The organism is Trichococcus flocculiformis (assembly GCF_963662535.1).
Classification (GTDB): Bacteria; Bacillota; Bacilli; order Lactobacillales; family Aerococcaceae; genus Trichococcus; species Trichococcus flocculiformis.
Genome location: NZ_OY759718.1, coordinates 69,534 through 91,621, shown reverse-complemented (window position 1 = coordinate 91,621; position 22,088 = coordinate 69,534). Strand labels below are relative to the sequence as shown.

At 47.6% G+C, this 22,088-nt stretch carries 16 protein-coding genes, 18 tRNA genes and 3 rRNA genes; 30 read left to right on the top strand and 7 right to left on the bottom strand.

Translation table 11 applies throughout. The annotated features are described in order from the left end of the window. Nucleotides 1-82: 82 nt before the first annotated feature. The gene (locus ACKPCD_RS00690) at nt 83-973 is read right to left on the bottom strand and encodes an HAD family hydrolase (protein WP_068562363.1); all 891 of its coding nucleotides are present in this window, start codon (nt 971-973) and stop codon (nt 83-85) included. Next, complete coding sequence (locus ACKPCD_RS00685; protein WP_321433718.1) at nt 973-1,848, bottom strand: MurR/RpiR family transcriptional regulator; 876 nt, start codon at nt 1,846-1,848, stop codon at nt 973-975. Before ACKPCD_RS00685 ends, ACKPCD_RS00690 begins: the two co-directional genes overlap by 1 nt. Nucleotides 1,849-2,101: 253 nt before the next feature. Here ACKPCD_RS00685 and ACKPCD_RS00680 point away from each other — a divergent pair, with 253 nt between their 5' ends. The 9 genes from ACKPCD_RS00680 (at nt 2,102) to ACKPCD_RS00640 (ending at nt 9,726) form a co-directional block, all read left to right on the top strand. Further along, nucleotides 2,102-3,106: a D-isomer specific 2-hydroxyacid dehydrogenase family protein gene (locus ACKPCD_RS00680; protein ID WP_068562365.1), complete on the top strand. Its 1,005-nt coding sequence runs from the start codon at nt 2,102-2,104 to the stop codon at nt 3,104-3,106. A gap of 16 nt (nt 3,107-3,122) precedes the next feature. Then, complete coding sequence (locus ACKPCD_RS00675) at nt 3,123-4,226, top strand: iron-containing alcohol dehydrogenase family protein (protein ID WP_068562366.1); 1,104 nt, start codon at nt 3,123-3,125, stop codon at nt 4,224-4,226. 3 nt (nt 4,227-4,229) lie between these two features. Continuing rightward, nucleotides 4,230-5,054 carry a PTS mannose/fructose/sorbose/N-acetylgalactosamine transporter subunit IIC gene (locus ACKPCD_RS00670; RefSeq protein ID WP_086988456.1) on the top strand — a complete coding sequence of 275 codons (825 nt, stop codon included), beginning with the start codon at nt 4,230-4,232 and terminating at the stop codon, nt 5,052-5,054. Between the two features lie 31 nt (nt 5,055-5,085). After that, nucleotides 5,086-5,955: a PTS system mannose/fructose/sorbose family transporter subunit IID gene (locus tag ACKPCD_RS00665; RefSeq protein ID WP_321433717.1), complete on the top strand. Its 870-nt coding sequence runs from the start codon at nt 5,086-5,088 to the stop codon at nt 5,953-5,955. Between the two features lie 30 nt (nt 5,956-5,985). Beyond that, entirely contained in the window at nt 5,986-6,489 is a 504-nt protein-coding gene (locus tag ACKPCD_RS00660) for a PTS sugar transporter subunit IIB (RefSeq protein ID WP_086988454.1), read from the top strand. 95 nt (nt 6,490-6,584) lie between these two features. After that, nucleotides 6,585-7,472, top strand: a complete 888-nt coding sequence (locus ACKPCD_RS00655) for a hypothetical protein (protein WP_321433716.1) — start codon at nt 6,585-6,587, stop codon at nt 7,470-7,472. Between the two features lie 36 nt (nt 7,473-7,508). Then, on the top strand, nt 7,509-7,955 hold the full coding sequence (locus ACKPCD_RS00650) for a PTS sugar transporter subunit IIA (RefSeq protein WP_086988452.1): 447 nt from the start codon (nt 7,509-7,511) through the stop codon (nt 7,953-7,955). 29 nt (nt 7,956-7,984) lie between these two features. Beyond that, a complete protein-coding gene (uxuA, locus tag ACKPCD_RS00645; protein WP_068562372.1) occupies nt 7,985-9,052 on the top strand; it encodes a mannonate dehydratase in 1,068 nt (355 codons plus the stop codon). Nucleotides 9,053-9,084: 32 nt separating this feature from the next. Continuing rightward, nucleotides 9,085-9,726, top strand: a complete 642-nt coding sequence (locus ACKPCD_RS00640) for a bifunctional 4-hydroxy-2-oxoglutarate aldolase/2-dehydro-3-deoxy-phosphogluconate aldolase (protein WP_321433715.1) — start codon at nt 9,085-9,087, stop codon at nt 9,724-9,726. 181 nt (nt 9,727-9,907) lie between these two features. On the opposite strand, the gene mscL is transcribed toward ACKPCD_RS00640, so the two are convergent. The 5 genes from mscL to ACKPCD_RS00615 form a co-directional block, all read right to left on the bottom strand. Beyond that, a complete protein-coding gene (gene mscL, locus ACKPCD_RS00635) occupies nt 9,908-10,303 on the bottom strand; it encodes a large conductance mechanosensitive channel protein MscL (RefSeq protein ID WP_086988449.1) in 396 nt (131 codons plus the stop codon). 88 nt (nt 10,304-10,391) lie between these two features. Then, nucleotides 10,392-11,519, bottom strand: a complete 1,128-nt coding sequence (locus ACKPCD_RS00630; protein WP_321433714.1) for an NAD(P)/FAD-dependent oxidoreductase — start codon at nt 11,517-11,519, stop codon at nt 10,392-10,394. 100 nt (nt 11,520-11,619) lie between these two features. Next, nucleotides 11,620-12,870 carry a glutamate-5-semialdehyde dehydrogenase gene (locus ACKPCD_RS00625; protein ID WP_321433713.1) on the bottom strand — a complete coding sequence of 417 codons (1,251 nt, stop codon included), beginning with the start codon at nt 12,868-12,870 and terminating at the stop codon, nt 11,620-11,622. A 13-nt stretch (nt 12,871-12,883) separates the two neighbouring features. Then, nucleotides 12,884-13,690: a glutamate 5-kinase gene (gene proB, locus ACKPCD_RS00620; protein WP_407702686.1), complete on the bottom strand. Its 807-nt coding sequence runs from the start codon at nt 13,688-13,690 to the stop codon at nt 12,884-12,886. Between the two features lie 318 nt (nt 13,691-14,008). After that, nucleotides 14,009-14,854: a Cof-type HAD-IIB family hydrolase gene (locus tag ACKPCD_RS00615; protein WP_068562378.1), complete on the bottom strand. Its 846-nt coding sequence runs from the start codon at nt 14,852-14,854 to the stop codon at nt 14,009-14,011. A gap of 534 nt (nt 14,855-15,388) precedes the next feature. Here ACKPCD_RS00615 and ACKPCD_RS00610 point away from each other — a divergent pair. The 21 genes from ACKPCD_RS00610 (at nt 15,389) to ACKPCD_RS00510 (ending at nt 22,061) form a co-directional block, all read left to right on the top strand. Continuing rightward, nucleotides 15,389-16,947 (top strand): 16S ribosomal RNA (locus ACKPCD_RS00610). A gap of 212 nt (nt 16,948-17,159) precedes the next feature. Next, a 23S ribosomal RNA gene (locus tag ACKPCD_RS00605) occupies nt 17,160-20,074 on the top strand. A gap of 94 nt (nt 20,075-20,168) precedes the next feature. Beyond that, nucleotides 20,169-20,284 (top strand): 5S ribosomal RNA (rrf, locus tag ACKPCD_RS00600). Together the 16S, 23S and 5S rRNA genes with 18 tRNA genes alongside form the textbook arrangement of a ribosomal RNA operon. A gap of 22 nt (nt 20,285-20,306) precedes the next feature. Then, nucleotides 20,307-20,380: transfer RNA gene (locus ACKPCD_RS00595), tRNA-Asn, on the top strand. A gap of 15 nt (nt 20,381-20,395) precedes the next feature. Continuing rightward, nucleotides 20,396-20,468 (top strand) — tRNA-Lys (locus tag ACKPCD_RS00590). A 3-nt stretch (nt 20,469-20,471) separates the two neighbouring features. Further along, nucleotides 20,472-20,553: transfer RNA gene (locus tag ACKPCD_RS00585), tRNA-Leu, on the top strand. An 11-nt stretch (nt 20,554-20,564) separates the two neighbouring features. Then, nucleotides 20,565-20,640 (top strand) — tRNA-Thr (locus ACKPCD_RS00580). Between the two features lie 3 nt (nt 20,641-20,643). Continuing rightward, nucleotides 20,644-20,715 (top strand) — tRNA-Gly (locus ACKPCD_RS00575). 46 nt (nt 20,716-20,761) lie between these two features. After that, nucleotides 20,762-20,847 (top strand) — tRNA-Leu (locus ACKPCD_RS00570). Nucleotides 20,848-20,852: 5 nt separating this feature from the next. Continuing rightward, nucleotides 20,853-20,926, top strand: a tRNA-Arg gene (locus ACKPCD_RS00565). Nucleotides 20,927-20,944: 18 nt separating this feature from the next. Beyond that, nucleotides 20,945-21,018 (top strand) — tRNA-Pro (locus ACKPCD_RS00560). Between the two features lie 15 nt (nt 21,019-21,033). Continuing rightward, a tRNA-Ala gene (locus ACKPCD_RS00555) sits at nt 21,034-21,106 on the top strand. A 13-nt stretch (nt 21,107-21,119) separates the two neighbouring features. Next, nucleotides 21,120-21,193, top strand: a tRNA-Met gene (locus tag ACKPCD_RS00550). A 14-nt stretch (nt 21,194-21,207) separates the two neighbouring features. Continuing rightward, nucleotides 21,208-21,281: transfer RNA gene (locus tag ACKPCD_RS00545), tRNA-Ile, on the top strand. Between the two features lie 21 nt (nt 21,282-21,302). Beyond that, nucleotides 21,303-21,392: transfer RNA gene (locus ACKPCD_RS00540), tRNA-Ser, on the top strand. 102 nt (nt 21,393-21,494) lie between these two features. After that, nucleotides 21,495-21,567, top strand: a tRNA-Met gene (locus ACKPCD_RS00535). A gap of 37 nt (nt 21,568-21,604) precedes the next feature. Beyond that, nucleotides 21,605-21,680: transfer RNA gene (locus ACKPCD_RS00530), tRNA-Asp, on the top strand. A 1-nt stretch (nt 21,681) separates the two neighbouring features. Beyond that, a tRNA-Gly gene (locus ACKPCD_RS00525) sits at nt 21,682-21,752 on the top strand. Between the two features lie 11 nt (nt 21,753-21,763). Further along, a tRNA-Ile gene (locus ACKPCD_RS00520) sits at nt 21,764-21,837 on the top strand. Between the two features lie 37 nt (nt 21,838-21,874). Beyond that, nucleotides 21,875-21,962 (top strand) — tRNA-Ser (locus ACKPCD_RS00515). A gap of 27 nt (nt 21,963-21,989) precedes the next feature. Continuing rightward, nucleotides 21,990-22,061: transfer RNA gene (locus tag ACKPCD_RS00510), tRNA-Glu, on the top strand. Nucleotides 22,062-22,088 lie beyond the last annotated feature (27 nt).

Here is a 22,088-nt window from a genome sequence, read left to right as displayed (position 1 = left end):
AATCATAAGCGCCGATTTGGGTGCAAAAAGCCGTATACCATGCGATATTTCGCAAGTATACGGCTTTTTTATGTTCGCTCGTTTAAAGCAATCCTTCGGAAATCAATTGCTTCAAGCCATGATAGACGCCTTCGTCATCATTGGAAGGCGTTGCATAGTTTGCCACGCTCTTGGCTTTGGGCAACGCGTTGTCCATTGCGAAGGAGTAGGGTCTGCCGGAAAGCATGGAGATGTCATTTTCGCTGTCGCCAAAAACAGCCACTTCTTCATTGGAAAGGCCGAGTTTTTCCAATAAGGTATCCAAGGCTTTACCTTTATTGATGCCTTTTTTGGTGATCTCAAGTTTCCTCTCATCAGAAAAGACCAGCTCGTAATCGTCATGCAGACCTAAGTGAGGCAAGGATTGCGTCACAGCCTCCATAAAATGGGGGTCCTGGCTGATCGAAATTTTGTTGCAGGAAGTTGGCGCTTCCTTCAGATCAAGGATCAGTTTTTGTTCCGGATAGCCGTCGCGCATATCGCACAGCCAACCGTACATGCCGCTGGCCCAAGGGTAATCATCGGGCAATCTCATTTCCCCGCGGATCCTCTTTTTCAGGTCATACAGTGAATCCGGCAAGTAGGTGTACAGGCCGGCATCTTGGGAGAATTGGATCTCAACATTGAATGTACGGAAGACAGATGTGACTTTTCGGATGTCCTCGGAATCCATTATCCCTAATCTTTCCCGGACTTTAGAGGTGCAATCATAAATGGAGCTGCCGTTTACGTCGATCAAGTAACCTTGATGGGAATCCATCTTCAGTTTCAGGGCATCCGGCATCAAACGCAAGTAACTTCTCCCGCTTGCCAATACCAGCGTGATGCCTTTTTGCTGGAGTGTCAGAAGGAGTTCTTGAGTTTTGGGGCTGATGTCATGGGCAGCAGTCAATAAGGTGCCGTCCATATCGCAAACGATTGCTTTGATGGGCATTATCTATCCACTTCCTTTTTTGTTGTCGAAAGAACCTGGCGTATCGTATCAATGGAGCGGAGATTTGTGTGCTCGTCATGATAGATATAGGACAGGTAAATGATATCAACAATCGTGAGGTAAAGCAACCGAGCTGAAAGAGCTTCGGACTGAAAAATGGATTCTTCCGTTTCCACTACGATGCTGACATCACTCAATTGATTCAAAATGCCTGGCGGATTCCCGGTCAGACAAATTATTTTCGCGTTGTTTTGGGCAGCCACTTCGGCCAGCCTGATTGTTTCGGCTGTCTTGCCCGAGTGTGAAAAAAGGAAGACGCAATCATTCTCCGTCATTTTGGAAGTGTGCATCAGTTGCATGTGATAATCTGAAACATAATTTACAGGGATAGCCGTCCGCAAGAATTTGTGATAGGCATCCAAAGCAGTGACGGCAGAGGCGCCCAGGCCAAAAAAGTGGAGTGCTTTTGAATGGATGATGATATCAAGCGCTTGTTGCAGAGTTTCGCCAGACAGTGTGCTCATAAGACTTTGCAGCATGATCTGAGAGGAATGAATCACTTTTTTAGAAATATCCGTTGGCGTATCCGAAGGCTTGATATCCGTAAAAACTGCCAATTGACGGGTGCGCTCTTCAGCCGTACGGTAGTTTGAAGCAACACTGATTTTGAAATCCTGAAATCCTTTGAAGCCGATTTTTTTTACGAATTTAAAAATTGTCGCTTCGGAAAATTTTGTTTCCTCGGAAAGGTTGGCTAATGTTTTGTTCACTATGTTCATGCCCAAACTCACAAAATAGTCGGCAATTTTTGTTTCGGTCGCTGAAAAACCCGGATAATGCGGCTTTAAGAGTTTTTGGATATAATTTTCTGCCATGATGAGCACCTCCTTTTTCTATAGAATAGCATAAATACAAAAATAAATAAATAAATATTATTTTTTAAGCCTTTACAAAGTAAAAATTATTTACTATAATCAGAGTGTAAAGAAAGAAAACGATTACAGTCGAGGGTTTGAACTGAGCATCGGTATTTGAGGTTGGTAAGATGAGTCTTAATATTGTGTGGGTACTTCGATCCGGAATGGATTTGTTGGACATAAAGTCTTGCGAGTGGAGGAGCAAAAAAGGATGACTGAAAAAAACAAAATCGCAATCGTAAATTCAAGCAGCTTCGGGAAAATGTTTGACGCGCATCTGGCAAGGGTGGGAAAATTGGGACCGGTCGATCGTTTCGATTTCGACGGCGAGATACCGGGAAAGGAACTGGCGGAGGCTCTGCAAGGATACAACATCATCATCGCGAGTGTGACGCCATTCTTCACAAGGGAATTTTTCGAACATAAAGATGAGCTGAAGCTGATTGCGCGTCACGGAATCGGGTTCAACAATGTCGATCTGGAAGCTGCCAAAGAGCATGGAACCGTAGTGACGATCGTTCCGGCATTGATAGAGCGCGATGCTGTAGCCGAAAACAATGTCACCAACTTGCTGGCACTGATGCGGCGAACGATCGAGTCGGCAGCGGAAGTCAAGAAAGACCGCTGGGAAAACCGGGCTAAGTTCATCGGCAACGGTCTTTGCGGCAAAACGGTCGGCGTAATCGGTGTCGGTAATATCGGTAGCCGAGTAGTTGAAATTCTACATTATGGATTCAGATGTGAAGTGCTGGGAGTCGATCCGAACAAGACCGCGTTGGAAATCGACATTTTCGGCGGTAAGAAAGTCGAGTTGGATGAACTGCTGGAGCGGGCCGAGGTCATTTGCCTCTGTGCAAGCCTGAATGACACGAATTACCACCTTATTTCAAAAGAAACCATCGCGAAAATGAAGGACGGTATCTACATCTCCAACTCAGCTCGCGGGGCGCTTGTTGAAGAATCGGACATCATCGAAGCGATCGAGAGCGGAAAACTGCGCGGATACGCGACCGATGTTCTGGAGGTGGAGCCGGGCCGTAGTGACCATCCGTTCCTGGATTTTGCGAACATCATTGTGACACCGCATACATCTGCTTATACGATGGAATGCTTGGAGGGGATGGGCGACAAATGTGTTTCCGATTGTGAAGCCATCGTGGAAGGGAGGATGCCGCAACGAGCAGTGCAACCGATCAGTCCTTACATCACAAAATGAGAGGGTGGAACGATAGATGAATACAGCAGTAAATGTCAAAGTCGGCCCGCAATTTTATAAATACGGGCAGGGTGCCATGGAAGTGATCCCGGACATACTGAATGAATATGGTGTGAAACGGGTGTTGTTGGTCCACGGAACGGTTTCATGGGAGAAGGCAAGACCGTATCTGGATTTTTTGGATGAGGAGTTTACAATCCAATACGAAAAATACAACGGGGAATGCAGCTACAATGAAGCAAACAGGTTGGCAAAGATAGTCGAAGAGGGGAACTTTGATTTCATAATCGGTGTCGGTGGAGGAAAGTTATGCGATTTAGTGTACTACGTTGGAGCGCTTGCGAAAAAACCTTTTGGGGTCGTTCCGACATTGGCGAGCAATTGTGCGCCATGGGCACCGTTATCTGTCATGTACAAAGACAACGGGCTTGCTGAAGGCAAAACAGAACATTATAAAAGACAAGCAGCCTTTCTGATCACTGATCCTGCGCTGGTTGTCGATGCCCCGATCAAATTCTTTATCGCCGGACTTGCCGATACCTTAGCGAAGTGGTACGAATCCGACATGATATTGGAACAGCCGCAGTTTGAAGCGAATAATTTTTTGATGCTTGCCCGGCATTCGGCAAGGATTTGCAAAGATGTCATTGCTGAAGACGGGTTAAAGGCAATCGAAGACATGCGTACTGGCGTTGCATCGGCAGAGTTTATCAAAGTATCTGAAATCATCTTCGGTGTTGCAGGTTTGGTCGGCGGATTCGGTGACAAATATGCCCGTAACACTGCCGCTCATGCCATCCATGATGCGATTTCGGCTTACTTGCCCGGAGTCCATGACTATTTGCATGGCGAAAAAGTGGCTTATGGCATTTTTTATCAATTGGCCTTGGAAGGGAAATGGCAAGTGATTGATGAGCTGATCCCGATGTACGAGAGCTTGCATCTACCAAAGTCTTTGACGGAAATGGGCGAGTACCCATTATCGGAAGAAGCGTTGGACAACATAGTGGCATTGATCAACAAAAAAGAAAAAGTGCATTTGCTGCCGATCCCGATCAATGAAACAATCTTGAAAAAAGCAATAATAGATTTAGAAAAATACATAAATATGGAGGTATAGGCAATGGAAAATATTACCGCAATACAAAGTTTGCTGATTGCACTTTGGGTAGGGGCAGTCATGTCACGTGCATTTTTAGGTGGAGCGACATTAACGTTACGTTTTTCCCCGTTGATGACGGGTTTGATCGCAGGTATCGTAATGGGGGATGTTCAACAAGCAATGATTATCACAGCAGCGATCCAACTAATTTATATGGGGGTTTTCTCTCCAGGGGGAACGATGCCTTCTGAACCAGCAATCGCAGCAGCGATAGCGGTTCCGGTCGCTTTGATGGGTAACCTGCAGCCTGAAGCCGCGATAGCGGTAGCTGTTCCGGTAGGTTTACTGGGTGCTTATCTGTACCAATTCAGATTTTTCATCAACACGTTTCTGGGTAAATACACCGATAAAGCCGTAGAAGACTTGAATGACGGCGGAATCGTGAGATCGATCATCCTTTATCCGACAATCGCTTCTTTCCTTTTGTTTGTGCCGTTAGTATTCATTGCTTTGTACTTCGGAGCACCTGTTATCGCTGATGTCATCACCGCTCTTGAAGGTACGGTTGTGTTCCACATCCTTACAGTTGTCGGCGGCGGTTTAGCGGCTATCGGTATTGCAACAACGATTTATGTCATCGGCCGTAAAGACTATATGGTTTTCTTCCTGTTAGCTTACTTGATGAGCGTTGTGTTGGCTTCCTTGTCAATCACAATGGTAACTTATGCCATCATCGGCGCTTTGATTGCAGCCATTTTCGTACTGGCTAAAGGACAGGGTGCAAAAGCAGCTCCTGCTTCCGCGGGCAGTGCCTCTCTTGATGATGACGATGATGACGATTTCTAAAAAGTAGGCAAATTGAAAGGAAGATGAAAAAATGATAAACGCTAATCTAGATGCTAAAGAAAAAAACATGTTAGCACCAGAAGAAATAACCGCTAAAGATGTTACGAAAACCTATTTACGCTGGCACTTTGCGAACGAAATTCCCCACTCATTCGAACGTTATCTGGCGCCTTCGCTGCTTTATGCGATGATGCCGATTCTGCGCAAACTGTACAAAGATGAGGATCAATTGAGAGCTGCCTACAAACGTCAATTGCTGTTCTTCAATACGCAACTTTCATGGGGTGGCGGCGTCATCACAGGGCTGATGTCTTCGATGGAACAAGAACGCGCCAAAGAAGTTGTGAACGGCGAAGAAGTTACCATGACTGACGATCTGATGTACAATACGAAAGCTGGTTTGATGGGCGCTTTGGCAGGGATCGGTGATTCGATTGACTCAGGGACTGTGCAATACATTTTCATCGCCATCGCTGTTCCTTGGGCACAAATGGGTAGCCCAATCGGCGCCTTATTCCCATTCGTCGCTTTTGCTCTTTACCAAGTATTGTTAGGTGTATTCTTTGCACGAAGCGCATTCAAGACAGGTAAAAATGCGACTGGTGTGATGCACAGTGCTGGAATCCAGACTGTCATCGAAATGCTGTCTATCCTGGGTATGTTCATGATGGGGATTTTAGCCGGAAATTACGTTAAAGTTTCGTCAAGTTTAGAATTTGCAATCTCCGGACGGCCATTTGTCCTTCAGGAAACGCTGGATAAAATCATGCCTGGCATGTTGCCGTTGGCTGTTGTTCTGGGTGTATACTTCTACTACATCAAAAAAGGTCTGAAAGTAACACGTGCGTTAGTAGGGTTGACGCTGATTCTGATTGTTCTGGCAGGCATAGGTATTCTATAAAAGGTTCATTAAGAAAGGGAAGTGTGAAAAATGGGAGCAGTAAATTTAGCGCGTGTAGATGAAAGATTGATCCATGGTCAAGTCATGTTGACATTATCCCAACGAGACGGGGTCAATTCGATCTTTGTAGTTGATGATGTTGTTGCCAAAGATAAATTCATGAAAGATTTATACAAGAGTGCGGGAAGCCGTACCGGACAAAAAACGATTGTCATGACGGAAGAAAAGTGCAAATTTTATTGGGATGAGTTCAAGTTTAAAGAGTACAGTGCTATCCTGATCACAAAAACAGTGACAGGCATCTACAACTTGGTCAAACATGGTGTTCCGATCAAGGACCTGAATATCGGCGGAATCGCTAAAAAAGGCGATGACGATATTCTGGTTACAAAATCGGTTTATCTGAACAAAGCAGATGCGCTGAAATTGAAAGAATTAAATGAAGAATATGGTGTCGAAAACATCTACTTCCAAGCAACGCCCTCTTCTTCAAGCTCCAGTTTAGCGGATGTATTGAAGCAATTCGGGTTATAAAATAAATCTGAGCGAGGAAGCAGTTATTGAGTAACAGCAATAGCTGCTTTTCTCAAACATGAAAATAGTGAGCAAGATGATAGGTGGCAAATACTATGCAGCAAAATGAAAAATTTAAAGATTGGCTATTTCGATATCAGTCCTTTTATCGTGTGCGTCGCACGGATAAAAGCAAACGGCGGTTTCTCTCGGCATTGGTGGCGGATATTTCAGAGATGCGGGAAGATGTGCAGGTGATCGAGTACAATCGACACGAAAAGTATGCTTCAAGGAACGTTTACGTTGGCGATATCGAAAAAGCGGATCAGATCATTTGCACGTATTATGATACGCCGATTCAGCATTTTGGTCCTTATGTTTTATTTGACCGAAAAGAACAGGAAAAACGGACGACCAGTTTCATCGTTGCCACTTCCGTGTTATTGCTTCTGGCAGGTATAGCAGGAACGCTCCTTTATATGCGGTACGCTTCAGGTACGGCTGACTTGATTTCTGTTCGTACCGCACTTATTGCTCTTGCATATGGCGTCTATTTTTACTTGTTCGGAAAAATCACTAAGGGACTACCTGATCGAAGAACTGTGGTCCGGAATACATCGTCAGTTTTGGCTTTGTTGGCGATGATCAATGATACAAAGGTAAAAGACGAGAAGACAGCTTTTGCTTTTGTGGATGAAGGTAGTTTTGGTGAAAGTGGTCTCGAAGCAATGCTTACGCCCAAAAATAAGAAAGCAAAGATATTTTATCTGGATTGCGTAGGTGCGGATGCACCGCTGCATGTCATCGGAAATGATATTTCTAAGGCGAAATTATCGGTAATGAGTATTGATCATCAGTCATCGGACGAAAAAATCAATTATATCTTCAGTGCAAAAATATCGGAAAAAGAGCAAAAAACGCAATTTCATCTGGATAAATCGGAGTTGAACAAAAAGAATTTAAATATGGAAAATATCACAAAAGTTATGGAATTGTGCAGATAAATGCTGTGCATTCTCCAAAACAAAGGAGGATTATTAATGTTAGGGATTATCGTTGCGACACATGGAACGTTAAGCGATGGACTTAAAAATTCGGCGGAAGTGATTTTTGGGCCGACAAATAATATCAAAACAGCGAACTTGAATCTTGGAGATGACGTGCAGGCGTTAGGCGCAAAAATTAAGGAATCCATCCATGAAGTAGATCAAGGGGATGGAATCATTGTGTTGGTGGATCTGGTGAGCGCCAGCCCGTATAACCAATCGGTGCTTGTGACGAATAGTCTGGAGAAACCACTGCAAGATTCTGTGCATATCATTGGCGGAGTAAACCTTCCGATGCTGTTGGAAGCAATCAACCATCAATTGATAGGAACACAGGTTGATCAAGCCGCTAAAGCAATTATTGCGCAAGGGAAGAGCAGCATCAGCGATTGGCATGTGTCCATGGTTACAGAAGATGATGAAGAGGACGATACTTTTTAAGAAAAATAGAAGGAAAAGGGGAATGCTGAATGAAGTGGGGATTTAGATGGTACGGAGAAAAGGGCGACACGATTCCGTTGGATCATGTTCGCCAAATTCCTGGAATAAACGGAGTTGTGGGAACGTTATTGAACAAGTTGCCTGGAGATGTATGGGAAGTTTCTGAAATCCAAGAATTGAAAGAGTCCGTGGAAAAAGGCGGTCTGGAATTATTGGGGATTGAAAGTGTAGCGATTCATGATGCAATCAAAGCAGGAACACCTGAACGCGATCAATACATTGAAAATTACATTACGACAATCAAGAACCTGTCCGCATGCGATGTTCGCATGATTTGTTACAGCTTCAAGCCGATTTTTGGTTGGGCAAAGACAGACTTATTCTATGAAAACAAAGATGGCAGCTTCTCGCTTGTATACGATCAAGCTGTCGTGGACAAGATGGAACCGGCTGATATGTATAAACTGATCCACAGCCAATCGAAAGGCTTCAGCCTGCCTGGTTGGGAAGAAGAGCGTCTGAATAAATTCAGCAAATTGGTAGAAATGTACGAAGGCGTAACGGAAGAAATCTTATTTGAAAACTTAAGTTATTTCTTGAAAAAAATCATTCCAGTTTGTGAGGAAATGGATGTCAAGATGGCTATTCACCCGGATGATCCGCCGTTTGAACTTTTTGGCTTCCCGCGCATCACGAAGAATTTGGAAGACCTGAAAAAAATCCTCAGCATTGTTGATTCTCCATACAACGGACTTACGCTTTGCACAGGTTCCCTTGGAGCTGAACCAAACAATGATATGGTTGAAATCATCCATGAAGTCGGGAACAAAATCAACTTTGTTCACTTCCGCAATGTCGAATTTTTAGGCGAGCGTAAATTCAGGGAGTCCGCACATTTGAGCACGGATGGCTCCTTGGATATGTATGCCATTATGAAAGCTTTAGTAGATGTCGGATTTGACGGAGTTATCCGTCCCGATCACGGGCGTACTGTTTTTGGCGAAGTCGCAATGCCTGGTTATGGATTGTATGACCGCGCGATGGGCATTACGTATCTGCAAGGATTGCTTGAAGCAATTACGAAGGCAAAAGGATAAATTTCCGCGATGCCAGAAAGCGAGAGTTGAAAATGCCAGCAAATATGGAACACGAAATCTATCGACAAATCGAAGAAACGAAATTGTTGCCTCTTTATACAGCGACTGATCTTTCTTGTCTGGAGCGGTTGGAAGAGATTTTAGTCAAGAACGAAGTGCGTTTTATCGAAGTGACATTCCGAAGTGACTTAGCTTTGGATGCCATCAGGAAGTTAGCCCAGTCCGAAGAATTGATTGTCGGTGCAGGCACTGTGCGGACGTTGAAAGAAGCGAAGGATGCGGTTGAAAATGGCGCAAAATTCATTGTTTCACCAGCAATCGTTCCGGACGTAATCGAGTACTGTATCGGACAGGATATCCCTGTATTTCCTGGAACGGCAACGCCAGGAGATATCCAGCGGGCTACGGAATACGGTATCAAGGTTGTGAAGTTTTTCCCTGCAGATATTTACGGAGGGTTAAAAGCGATCAACGCTTTGAGTGGTCCTTTCTATGACGTCAAATTCTTGCCGACCGGCGGAATCAACGCTGACAATTTTATGGACTATGTCGAAAATGACCACATCGTAGCGGTAGGCGGCTCGTTCATCATCTCTGAAGCAGTCATCAAAAAAGATGATGGAAAGACAGCCGATAAAATACTGAAAACACTGGTGGATAAAATCAGAGCTTAAAATTGGTTGCTGGGTAATGCATGTTCAGGAGTATTGGGCAGAAATGCAAAAAATAGCCGTATGCGTTGTGATTCATTTCGCGCATACGGCTATTTTTGCATATCGATTGGATAAACTGTTGCATGTCTGTTTTGGGACAAAAAAACGTTGGATGCTCGATCATCCAACGCTCACTCCGCTCTTATTCGGCTTTTTTGTTCTGATCAACCATCAAATCACGGATTTCTTTCAGATAAAGTTCAACAACCGGTACTTCTGCTTCAACTTCCACGGGTTCTTCCTCAGGCATTTTGCGTTTGAGTTTGTTGATTACCTTTATCATCAGGAAGAGGACAAGGGCGATCAGCAGGAAGTTCAGTACGGCTTGCAAAAAATTACCGTACGTGAAGTCGGCCTGGCCGATCTTGAATGAAAGGCCTGTCAAGTCAGCGTTACCGGTTACGGCTACGATGATCGGTGTAATGATATCTTTGACTAATGAATTAACGATTGCTGTAAATGCACCCCCGATGACAACCCCGACGGCAAGATCAAGCACATTCCCACGCATGATGAATGTTTTAAATTCTTTCCACATATTTTTCACCTCCATCTAATATAAGTATATTTCAAGTTCGGCGAAATGGCAAAAAATACGGAGTATAATGGATAATATTTTTGTGTTTTTAGCAAGTCGTCTGTTTGATGTAAGCGTCAATCGGATAGTCTTCGAGGGGCAAGGTGCTTTGTTGCTCACGGACCAGTTCGGTCAACAAATACCCGATCAATGGGCCGGAAGTCAACCCGGATGAGCCGAGACCGCTTGCCGCGAAGCAGTTATCCAGACCCGGGACACTACCGAAAAAGGGGCTGAAATCGGAGGTGTAGGCCCGCGTACCGACACGGATATCCGCGACGGGCGCTTCTTTTAGGTCAGGGAGCCAAGCATAGGCTTGTTCCAGCATCGGATCCGTAATGGAAGCATCGGGCTGTAGATCATAGCCTTTGTCGTTTTCATGGCTTGCGCCGACGACTGTTTTCCCTTGGCCAAACGGAAGCAGATCGATTTCACCTTGAGGCATAATGACCGGGCAGTCCTGCAGAGCGCTGTTTTCAGTTTGGAGGACAACCAGCTGCCCTTTTTGTCCGCGGACGTCGACTGTGTACCCGAGCGGCTGGAGTAGCTCAGGCAGCCAAGCGCCAGCCGCCAGGATGACTGCATCGAATTGTTGCTGTCCTTCCGGCGTCAGGACGGACAAGGTGCCGTCGTCCTCTTTGGCGATGGAGACGGTCCCTTTGTGGATGCTGCCTCCGAAGCGGGTTGTCGCCTGCAGTAACGTCTTCGTTAATTCCCGACCGTCCACGCGGGCGCCGCCTCCCACGTAAAGGGCTTGCTCGGCATTGCTGAGAGACGGGAAGCTCTTTTGGAGTTCGGCTCCATTCAGGATAGCGAGAGTCCCGATCAGAGGCGCCTGCTTGCGCCGTTCCAGCGCACGGTCGTGGACTTCCTGGATATAATCGGCGGATTGCCCTAGAATCAGGGCACCGCAGCGTGCGTAGGCATCCGTCTTCAAGCCATCGGAAGCCAAGTCGGCCAGCAGCTTGTCATAAAAAGCCGCGCCTTCGGAGACGAGGCGGTACCATTTTTTGTTGCGGCGTCTGGATAGCCAAGGGCAAATGATCCCTGCCGCTGCGGCTGTTGCTTGGCCGTTGCCGTTGTCGAACACGCTGACGCTGTGGCCTGCTCTTGCCAAATAATAACTCGCGGTGGCGCCGACGATACCGCCGCCGATGACTGCAATCTTCTTTTGCATTTGTGGAACCCTTCTTTCTCCGGTAGCCGGTTGTTGCCTTGTGGACAGAAAAAGCCGGGAACGGTGTCCCGGCTCTAAGCATTTTTGAGAACGGTCTTTCTTAGGATCTGATTTGGCCTTCGCCGTAGATGATGTATTTGTAGGAAGTCAATTCCTTCAATCCCATCGGTCCGCGGGCATGGAGTTTTTGCGTACTGATGCCGATCTCTCCACCGAAGCCGAAACAGCCGCCGTCCGTGAAGCGGGAAGAGGCGTTGATGTATACTGCCGCCGCATCGATATCGTTCAGGAAGTTCTGTGCCGTTTGGTAATGATCGGTGACGATCACTTCGGAATGGCCTGTGCTGTATTTTTGGATATGCGCGATGGCATCGTCATAGGAAGAAACCACTTTTACCGCCAAAATGAAATCCGAGAATTCGGCAGCGAAATCTTCTCCTGTTGCTGGCAAAGCTTCAGGCAGGATGCTGCAGGTCTTCGCATCGCCGCGCAATTCCACTTTATAAGGCGCCAAAGCTTCCGCGAAAACGGGCAGAAAGGCAGCGGCCACGGCTTCGTGGACAACCAGCGTCTCGATGGAATTGCAGACGGAAGGACGGGAACATTTCGCATTGACCAGAATGCGTGTAGCCATCTCCAATTCGGCATTCTTATCGATGTACAGGTGACAATTTCCGACACCTGTCTCGATGACCGGCACAGTCGCGTTTTTCAATACGTTCTGGATCAGTCCGGCTCCACCACGAGGGATCAGGCAATCCAGATAGCCATTCAGTTTCATGAATTCATTGGCCAGTTCGCGGGACGGATCAGGGATCAGTTGCAGCGTTTCCTTAGCGAAACCGGCGTCCGCGAGTCCGGCCTGCAATGCAGTCATGATGGCTTTGTTGGATTCCAAAGCCTCTTTTCCGCCACGCAGAATGACAGCATTCCCGGATTTAAAGCAAAGAGCACTCGCATCCGCCGTGACGTTTGGGCGCGATTCGTAAATGATTCCGATAACGCCAAGCGGAACACGTTGCTTGCCTATCGTCAAACCATCGGCTGATTTCGTCATTTCTTCGACATAGCCGACCGGATCAGGCAGTTGTGCGATTTCCTTAAAACTGTCCGCCATCCCTTTGATCCGTTGCGGGTTCAAAGTCAAACGTTCGATCATCGGCGTCGGCAAACCATTGGCCGCGGCAGCTGCGATGTCCTTCGCGTTTGCAGTCAGGATAGCATCTTGATGCGTGTAAAGGGCGGCTTCCATGGCCAAAAGTCCCTCGTTCTTTTGTTTGGTTGAGGCTTTCCTCAGGCTGTTGGCTGCGGCTTTTGCGGCAATGCCCATTTCTTGCAATAAACTGTTCATCGAATATCCTCCTCTACTTGTCTTCTCTCACAAAATAGGTTCCTATTTCTTTTCCAGCCAGTATATCGAATAGTACGGTCGGGTCGGTGGCTTGCGTCAATACCATCTGCTGCTTATTCTTCAGTATTTGTTCGGCAGCCTTCAATTTGGTTGCCATGCCGCCGGTCCCGAATTTCGAACCGTTCCCGCCAGCCAAAGCCATTTCCTTTGAAGTGACGGCATGAATGGTGTGGAAGAGCACAGCATCTGGATGCGCCGTTGGATTTTTATTGTAAAAACCAGGTACATCGGACAGCATGATCAACAGATCGGCGGAGATTATCTCCGCAACCGTTGCGGAAAGGCGGTCGTTATCTCCGAATTTTGTCAGGTGATCCAGTTCTTCGACAGAAACAGCATCATTCTCGTTTACGATCGGGATGATACCCATTTTCAACAACTGTTCGAAGGCGTTTACGGCATTCCTGCGGCTTTCCGGGAACTGCACGATATCCAAAGTCATGAGTATTTGCCCGACGATCTGGTTATAGTGCGAGAAAAAGCGGGTGTAGAGGTTCATCAATTCGGCCTGACCGACGGAAGCGACTGCCTGTTGCTCGGGTATGGATTTCGGACGGTGCGGCAGGTTCAGGTGGTTGAGTCCGACACCGATCGCACCGGAAGATACCAAAACGATTTCCTTCCCCTGATTGCGCAGAACGGTCAAGACATAAGCAAGTCGGTCGATAGTCTGGTAGTTTACGGATCCGTCCGCCAGCATCAAAGAACTTGTGCCGATTTTGATGACGATCCTTTTGCAGTCCAATATTTTGTTGCGAATAGGTTCCATATGCACATCCCCGTTTACGATTTGATTTTTTTCCTCTATAGAAAGAATAGTTTTTTTATGTGTTGCAGAGCTCGCATCCAGCGAGGTATTACTTCATATAGTATCATGGAATGGCGAAAAAATTAAGATATAGCAAAAAAAAGCTGCCTGAAGTTATCAGGCAGCCCTAAAGGAGTTGCTCTTTACTTTGGAGGAGTAAAGAAATTGAAAAAGATTGTTTGTGATTGGCCTACACTCATAGTAAAACTCAATTATGAAGAAACTGTGAAGATTATTTTATGAAATGGATAAGCTTTTATGCTGACGCAGTCAGACCAGTCCGAAAGTACGGAATGCCTGATAGAGACCATCATCGTCCACTGAAGTTGTGATATGATCCGCGACAGCCTTCAGTTCTTCCTTGGCATTCCCCATGGCGATCCCGACCGCACAATAGTCGAACATCTCTAAATCGTTCAAGCCATCGCCGATTGCAATCGTTCGCTCTTTGGGAAGGCTCAGATGTGTCAGTAACGCTTCAATTGCGGTCGCTTTGTGTACGCCTGGTACCATCAGTTCACCGCTGTCATCCCCAAACTGAGGGACGGTGCACTGAATCGTGTCAAAGGCGTTTTCGAATTCCGCCTTGATCTGTGCGAAAGAAAGTTTGTCGCTCTGAAGGAAACAGGCTTTATTGACATCAGTCTTATACAGATCCTCTTCACCGTAGATCAATCCCTCGATGAAAGGATGCGGCTGTTCTTCTTTACGTCTACGGGCATCCGGATCATTGGCGATGTCACCGTAAATGCAACGTTCCACATGAGGCAGGAAATTCTTGCTGGCGAACAGCCCGCCATTTGATTCCAAGTAAAAATCAACGCCATGCTGATCAAAGAAATCCACCATCCGTCTGACTTCGCTGGCCGGGACTGTCTTATGGTAAAGCATTCCGTCATTCAGTTCAACAAAGCCGCCGCCAGCACCGATGATGCCGTCAAAGCCGATTTCCATGATGAAATCATAGATTTCCGGTTTTGAGCGGCCGGTGCACAAATAAATTTCGTGCCCATTCAAGCGTGCCTGTCTGCATGCGTCCGCAGCGGAGGAGGGAACCCAGCCGTCATCCGTCACCAAAGTGCCATCAATATCCAAAAAAATGATTTTTTTATCCAATTATAATTCTCGCTTTCTGCCCTCCGATGGGGCTGTCCGTTTTTCATTTCTACTATATAATGGAACACCTGAAAATGCTAGCCAGAGGAACCGTGTGCTGACATGAAAACCACAATTTTATAAGAAACTTAAAAAAGTCGTTGACAGCATTTGGCTGCGATGATAGTATATAGAAGTTGTCCGCCAGAATCGGCTTTGAAATGATTTGAAAAAATTGTTGACAGACGATTTAGAGCGTGATATTATATAAAAGTTGCTGATCCACGCATCTGCAAGCCGATAATGCTTCTGAAAAAATTTCAGAAAAGGCTTGACGGACAGCAGGAGCCGTGATATTATGAATAAGCAATCACGTAATACGTGATGCGCGATTGACCTTTGAAAACTGAACAAAGAATGAACGAACCAAATGTGCAGGGAGCTTAGACTTCGGTCAAAGCAAACGAAGGCGATACATCGTATCGCAAACATAAAGTCAGCAAGAAATTAAGAGCTATTCAGCTTTTCATGAGGGTTTCTGTACAAGAGCCCACATTACATGAGAGTTTGATCCTGGCTCAGGACGAACGCTGGCGGCGTGCCTAATACATGCAAGTCGAACGGTCTTTTCTATGGAAGCTTGCTTCCACTGAGAAGATAGTGGCGAACGGGTGAGTAACACGTGGGTAACCTGCCCATAAGAGGGGGATAACATCCGGAAACGGGTGCTAATACCGCATAGTTTTCTTGATCGCATGATCGGGAAAGGAAAGACGGCCTTTGTGCTGTCGCTTATGGATGGACCCGCGGCGTATTAGTTAGTTGGTGAGGTAACGGCTCACCAAGACGATGATACGTAGCCGACCTGAGAGGGTGATCGGCCACATTGGGACTGAGACACGGCCCAAACTCCTACGGGAGGCAGCAGTAGGGAATCTTCCGCAATGGACGAAAGTCTGACGGAGCAACGCCGCGTGAGTGAAGAAGGTTTTCGGATCGTAAAACTCTGTTGTCAGAGAAGAACAAGTTGGAGAGTAACTGCTCCAGCCTTGACGGTATCTGACCAGAAAGCCACGGCTAACTACGTGCCAGCAGCCGCGGTAATACGTAGGTGGCAAGCGTTGTCCGGATTTATTGGGCGTAAAGCGAGCGCAGGCGGTTCCTTAAGTCTGATGTGAAAGCCCACGGCTCAACCGTGGAAGGTCATTGGAAACTGGGGAACTTGAGTGCAGAAGAGGAGAGTGGAATTCCATGTGTAGCGGTGAAATGCGTAGATATATGGAGGAACACCAGTGGCGAAGGCGACTCTCTGGTCTGTAACTGACGCTGAGGCTCGAAAGCGTGGGGAGCAAACAGGATTAGATACCCTGGTAGTCCACGCCGTAAACAATGAGTGCTAAGTGTTGGAGGGTTTCCACCCTTCAGTGCTGCAGCTAACGCATTAAGCACTCCGCCTGGGGAGTACGGCCGCAAGGCTGAAACTCAAAGGAATTGACGGGGACCCGCACAAGCGGTGGAGCATGTGGTTTAATTCGAAGCAACGCGAAGAACCTTACCAGGTCTTGACATCCTTTGACAATCCTAGAGATAGGACTTTCCCTTCGGGGACAAAGTGACAGGTGGTGCATGGTTGTCGTCAGCTCGTGTCGTGAGATGTTGGGTTAAGTCCCGCAACGAGCGCAACCCCTATTGTTAGTTGCCAGCATTCAGTTGGGCACTCTAATGAGACTGCCGGTGACAAACCGGAGGAAGGTGGGGATGACGTCAAATCATCATGCCCCTTATGACCTGGGCTACACACGTGCTACAATGGATGGTACAACGAGCAGCAAGACCGCGAGGTCAAGCGAATCTCTTAAAGCCATTCTCAGTTCGGATTGCAGGCTGCAACTCGCCTGCATGAAGCCGGAATCGCTAGTAATCGCGGATCAGCACGCCGCGGTGAATACGTTCCCGGGTCTTGTACACACCGCCCGTCACACCACGAGAGTTTGTAACACCCGAAGTCGGTGAGGTAACCTTTATGGAGCCAGCCGCCTAAGGTGGGACAGATGATTGGGGTGAAGTCGTAACAAGGTAGCCGTATCGGAAGGTGCGGCTGGATCACCTCCTTTCTAAGGAATATAATGGAATCCTTGCTTGGTTCAATCATTCTTTGTTCAGTTTTGAGAGATCAATCTCTCAAGCAAGAAAAAAGTTGTTCTTTGAAAACTGAATACTACAAAAATAAAGTAAGAAACCTAAACATTTTACCGCGTTTTAAGTTGACTTAAATGAGTTTTTAACGAAATAAGTTAGCAAGCCAGCAATGGCGAGCTTAACCATAGGTTAAGTGAATAAGGGCGCACGGTGGATGCCTAGGCACTAGGAGCCGATGAAGGACGGGACTAACACCGATATGCTCCGGGGAGCTGTAAGTAAGCTTTGATCCGGAGATTTCCGAATGGGGCAACCCAATATCTTTGATAGGATATTACGTTACACTGAATACATAGGTGTATCGAGGAACACGCAGGGAACTGAAACATCTCATTACCTGCAGGAAGAGAAAGAAAATTCGATTCCCTTAGTAGCGGCGAGCGAAACGGGAAAAGCCCAAACCAAAGAGCTTGCTCTTTGGGGTTGTAGGACTGGGACATGAGACTGCAATGGATAGCAGAAGCCAACTGGAAAGTTGCGCAACATAGGGTAATAGCCCCGTATGCGAAATCCAAATCAGCTCTACCAGTATCCTGAGTACGGCGGAACACGAGAAATTCCGTCGGAATCCGGGAGGACCATCTCCCAAGGCTAAATACTCCCTAGTGACCGATAGTGAACCAGTACCGTGAGGGAAAGGTGAAAAGCACCCCGGAAGGGGAGTGAAACAGTACCTGAAACCGTGTGCCTACAAGTAGTCAAAGCCCGTTAATGGGTGATGGCGTACCTTTTGTAGAATGGACCGGCGAGTTACGATTTCATGCGAGGTTAAGTTGAAAAGACGGAGCCGCAGCGAAAGCGAGTCTGAATAGGGCGAATAAGTATGAGGTCGTAGACCCGAAACCAAGTGACCTACCCATGTCCAGGTTGAAGGTGCGGTAATACGCACTGGAGGACCGAACCCACGCACGTTGAAAAGTGCGGGGATGAGGTGTGGGTAGCGGAGAAATTCCAATCGAACTTGGAGATAGCTGGTTCTCTCCGAAATAGCTTTAGGGCTAGCCTCGGATATGCGAATCATGGAGGTAGAGCACTGTTTGGACTAGGGGCCCTTCTCGGGTTACCGAATTCAGATAAACTCCGAATGCCATTGATTTAGATCCGGGAGTCAGACTGCGAGTGATAAGATCCGTAGTCAAAAGGGAAACAGCCCAGACCACCAGCTAAGGTCCCAAAGTATCTGTTAAGTGGAAAAGGATGTGGGGTTGCACAGACAACTAGGATGTTGGCTCAGAAGCAGCCATCATTTAAAGAGTGCGTAATAGCTCACTAGTCGAGTGACCCTGCGCCGAAAATTTACCGGGGCTAAACAGATCACCGAAGCTGTGGATGGAACCCAATGGGTTCCGTGGTAGGAGAGCGTTCTAAGGGCATCGAAGCCAGATCGTGAGGACTGGTGGAGCGCTTAGAAGTGAGAATGCCGGTATGAGTAGCGCAAGACGGGTGAGAATCCCGTCCACCGAATAACTAAGGTTTCCTGGGGAAGGCTCGTCCTCCCAGGGTTAGTCGGGACCTAAGCTGAGGCCGATAGGCGTAGGCGATGGACAACAGGTTGATATTCCTGTACCAGTTGCTTTTGTTTGAGCGATGGAGGGACGCAGGAGGCTAAGGAATGCACACGATCGGAAATGTGTGTCCAAGCAGCAAGTCTGAGAACGAGTGAAATGCTTTTTCTCTCAAGGACAAGCTGTGATGGGGAGCGAAATTTAGTAGCGAAGTTCCTGATGTCACACTGCCAAGAAAAGCTTCTAGTGAGAAAGTAACTGCCCGTACCGCAAACCGACACAGGTAGTTGAGGAGAGAATCCTAAGGTGTGCGAGAGAACTCTCGTTAAGGAACTCGGCAAAATGACCCCGTAACTTCGGGAGAAGGGGTGCTGACCGCAAGGTCAGCCGCAGTGAATAGGCCCAAGCGACTGTTTATCAAAAACACAGGTCTCTGCAAAATCGAAAGATGACGTATAGGGGCTGACGCCTGCCCGGTGCTGGAAGGTTAAGAGGAGAGGTTAGCGCAAGCGAAGCTTTGAATTGAAGCCCCAGTAAACGGCGGCCGTAACTATAACGGTCCTAAGGTAGCGAAATTCCTTGTCGGGTAAGTTCCGACCCGCACGAAAGGCGTAACGATTTGGGCACTGTCTCAACGAGAGACTCGGTGAAATTATAGTACCAGTGAAGATGCTGGTTACCCGCGACAGGACGGAAAGACCCCATGGAGCTTTACTGCAGTTTGATATTGCGTGTTTGTATCACATGTACAGGATAGGTAGGAGCCGAAGATACCGGGACGCCAGTCTCGGAGGAGGCAACGGTGGGATACTACCCTTGTGATATGACCACTCTAACCCGCTGCTCTTAGCGAGCAGGGAGACAGTGTCAGACGGGCAGTTTGACTGGGGCGGTCGCCTCCAAAAATGTAACGGAGGCGCCCAAAGGTTCCCTCAGAATGGTTGGAAATCATTCGTAGAGTGTAAAGGCAGAAGGGAGCTTGACTGCGAGACCTACAAGTCGAGCAGGGACGAAAGTCGGGCTTAGTGATCCGGTGGTTCCGCATGGAAGGGCCATCGCTCAACGGATAAAAGCTACCCTGGGGATAACAGGCTTATCTCCCCCAAGAGTTCACATCGACGGGGAGGTTTGGCACCTCGATGTCGGCTCATCGCATCCTGGGGCTGTAGTCGGTCCCAAGGGTTGGGCTGTTCGCCCATTAAAGCGGTACGCGAGCTGGGTTCAGAACGTCGTGAGACAGTTCGGTCCCTATCCGTCGCGGGCGTTGGAAATTTGAGAGGAGCTGTCCTTAGTACGAGAGGACCGGGATGGACACACCGCTGGTGTACCAGTTGTTCTGCCAAGAGCATCGCTGGGTAGCTATGTGTGGACGGGATAAACGCTGAAAGCATCTAAGCGTGAAGCCCCCCTCAAGATGAGATTTCCCATCACTTTAAGTGAGTAAGACCCCTGAGAGATGATCAGGTAGATAGGTTGGGAGTGGAAGTACAGCGATGTATGGAGCGGACCAATACTAATCGGTCGAGGACTTAACCAATTTTTAAAAAGAAGAAAACTCAAGCGGTGTTTTCGGAATCCCTTTACTTTTGTAGATTCAGTTTTGAGAGAACAACGTTCTCTAATTAAAAATGTGCGGTGACGATGGCAAGAAGGTCACACCTGTTCCCATCTCGAACACAGAAGTTAAGCTTCTTAGCGCCGATTGTAGTGAAGGGTTTCCCTTTGTGAGACTAGGACGTTGCCGCGCTTTTTTTTGTTTAGTGAATTATTCCGCAATAGCTCAGTTGGTAGTAGCGCATGACTGTTAATCATGATGTCGTAGGTTCGAGTCCTACTTGCGGAGTTTTTTTCTTAGGATGAGTTATTAGCTCAGTTGGTAGAGCATCTGACTTTTAATCAGAGGGTCGCAGGTTCGAGCCCTGCATAACTCATTTGCGGGTGTGGCGGAATTGGCAGACGCACTAGATTTAGGATCTAGCGCCGCAAGGCGTGGGGGTTCAAGTCCCTTCACCCGCATAATTGAATACGCCGGCTTAGCTCAGTTGGTAGAGCATCTGATTTGTAATCAGAGGGTCGAGGGTTCGAATCCTTTAGCCGGCACCATTCGCGGAAGTAGTTCAGTGGTAGAACATCACCTTGCCAAGGTGGGGGTCGCGGGTTCGAACCCCGTCTTCCGCTTTCATAAGGACTATGCCAGATCTTATGAAAGAAACAACAGTAACATGCCGGGGTGGCGGAACTGGCAGACGCACAGGACTTAAAATCCTGCGGTGAGTGATCACCGTATCGGTTCGATTCCGATTCTCGGCATTTAGGCACCCATAGCTCAATTGGATAGAGTACTTGACTACGAATCAAGCGGTTACAGGTTCGACTCCTGTTGGGTGCATTTTTTAATAATTATTACCGGGAAGTAGCTCAGCTTGGTAGAGCACTTGGTTTGGGACCAAGGGGTCGCAGGTTCGAATCCTGTCTTCCCGATTCAACAATCTTCACGGGGCCTTAGCTCAGCTGGGAGAGCGCCTGCCTTGCACGCAGGAGGTCAGCGGTTCGATCCCGCTAGGCTCCATTTTTTCATTTTTGGCGGTGTAGCTCAGATGGCTAGAGCGTCCGGTTCATACCCGGGAGGTCATGGGTTCGACCCCCTTCGCCGCTATAATGCCTTGCTTCGGACCTTTAGCTCAGTTGGTTAGAGCAGACGGCTCATAACCGTCCGGTCGCAGGTTCGAGTCCTGCAAGGTCCATGAAAAAATGTATCAGCTTATGGAGGATTACCCAAGTCCGGCTGAAGGGAACGGTCTTGAAAACCGTCAGGCGTGTAAAAGCGCGCAAGGGTTCGAATCCCTTATCCTCCTTTGGTGGCCTTAGGCCATTGTCATGGCTGTTGGTGCTTTAGCGACAGTACAGACATGATACACTTGAGCGTAAGCGCACAGTGTTTCCTTATTATTCATTATCGCGGGGTGGAGCAGTTGGCAGCTCGCCGGGCTCATAACCCGGAGGTCACAGGTTCAAGTCCTGTCCCCGCAATTGGACGCAAGTCCACAGTGTTACTTTTTTAATGCATGGTTCCGTGGTGTAGGGGTCAACATGCCTGCCTGTCACGCAGGAGATCGCGGGTTCAAATCCCGTCGGAGCCGCCATGCGGGTGTAGTTTAGTGGTAAAACCCCAGCCTTCCAAGCTGATGTCGGGAGTTCGATTCTCCTCACCCGCTTTTTTTAAGAAGGGCCTATAGCTCAGCTGGTTAGAGCGCACGCCTGATAAGCGTGAGGTCGATGGTTCGAGTCCATTTAGGCCCATTGATAAAGCATACAGATAGTGGAGTTCTCTTTTTTAGGGGAAGTACTCAAGTGGCTGAAGAGGCGCCCCTGCTAAGGGTGTAGGTCGTTAACGCGGCGCGAGGGTTCAAATCCCTCCTTCTCCGTAGCTTTATCAGAAAAATAAACAAGATGGTCCGTTGGTCAAGCGGTTAAGACACCGCCCTTTCACGGCGGTAACACGGGTTCGATTCCCGTACGGATCATTATCCTAGCTGTTGCACAGACAGGAT

What these genes read in the sequence shown, in the direction of transcription:
- ACKPCD_RS00625 (WP_321433713.1), bottom strand. Translation starts at nt 12,870, where the DNA reads ATGAACAGTTTATTGCAAGAAATGGGCATTGCCGCAAAAGCCGCAGCC.
- ACKPCD_RS00665 (WP_321433717.1), top strand. Translation starts at nt 5,086, where the DNA reads ATGATAAACGCTAATCTAGATGCTAAAGAAAAAAACATGTTAGCACCA.
- ACKPCD_RS00650 (WP_086988452.1), top strand. Translation starts at nt 7,509, where the DNA reads ATGTTAGGGATTATCGTTGCGACACATGGAACGTTAAGCGATGGACTT.
- ACKPCD_RS00640 (WP_321433715.1), top strand. Translation starts at nt 9,085, where the DNA reads ATGCCAGCAAATATGGAACACGAAATCTATCGACAAATCGAAGAAACG.
- ACKPCD_RS00660 (WP_086988454.1), top strand. Translation starts at nt 5,986, where the DNA reads ATGGGAGCAGTAAATTTAGCGCGTGTAGATGAAAGATTGATCCATGGT.
- ACKPCD_RS00655 (WP_321433716.1), top strand. Translation starts at nt 6,585, where the DNA reads ATGCAGCAAAATGAAAAATTTAAAGATTGGCTATTTCGATATCAGTCC.
- ACKPCD_RS00690 (WP_068562363.1), bottom strand. Translation starts at nt 973, where the DNA reads ATGCCCATCAAAGCAATCGTTTGCGATATGGACGGCACCTTATTGACT.
- ACKPCD_RS00685 (WP_321433718.1), bottom strand. Translation starts at nt 1,848, where the DNA reads ATGGCAGAAAATTATATCCAAAAACTCTTAAAGCCGCATTATCCGGGT.
- ACKPCD_RS00630 (WP_321433714.1), bottom strand. Translation starts at nt 11,519, where the DNA reads ATGCAAAAGAAGATTGCAGTCATCGGCGGCGGTATCGTCGGCGCCACC.
- uxuA (WP_068562372.1), top strand. Translation starts at nt 7,985, where the DNA reads ATGAAGTGGGGATTTAGATGGTACGGAGAAAAGGGCGACACGATTCCG.
- mscL (WP_086988449.1), bottom strand. Translation starts at nt 10,303, where the DNA reads ATGTGGAAAGAATTTAAAACATTCATCATGCGTGGGAATGTGCTTGAT.
- ACKPCD_RS00680 (WP_068562365.1), top strand. Translation starts at nt 2,102, where the DNA reads ATGACTGAAAAAAACAAAATCGCAATCGTAAATTCAAGCAGCTTCGGG.
- ACKPCD_RS00675 (WP_068562366.1), top strand. Translation starts at nt 3,123, where the DNA reads ATGAATACAGCAGTAAATGTCAAAGTCGGCCCGCAATTTTATAAATAC.
- ACKPCD_RS00670 (WP_086988456.1), top strand. Translation starts at nt 4,230, where the DNA reads ATGGAAAATATTACCGCAATACAAAGTTTGCTGATTGCACTTTGGGTA.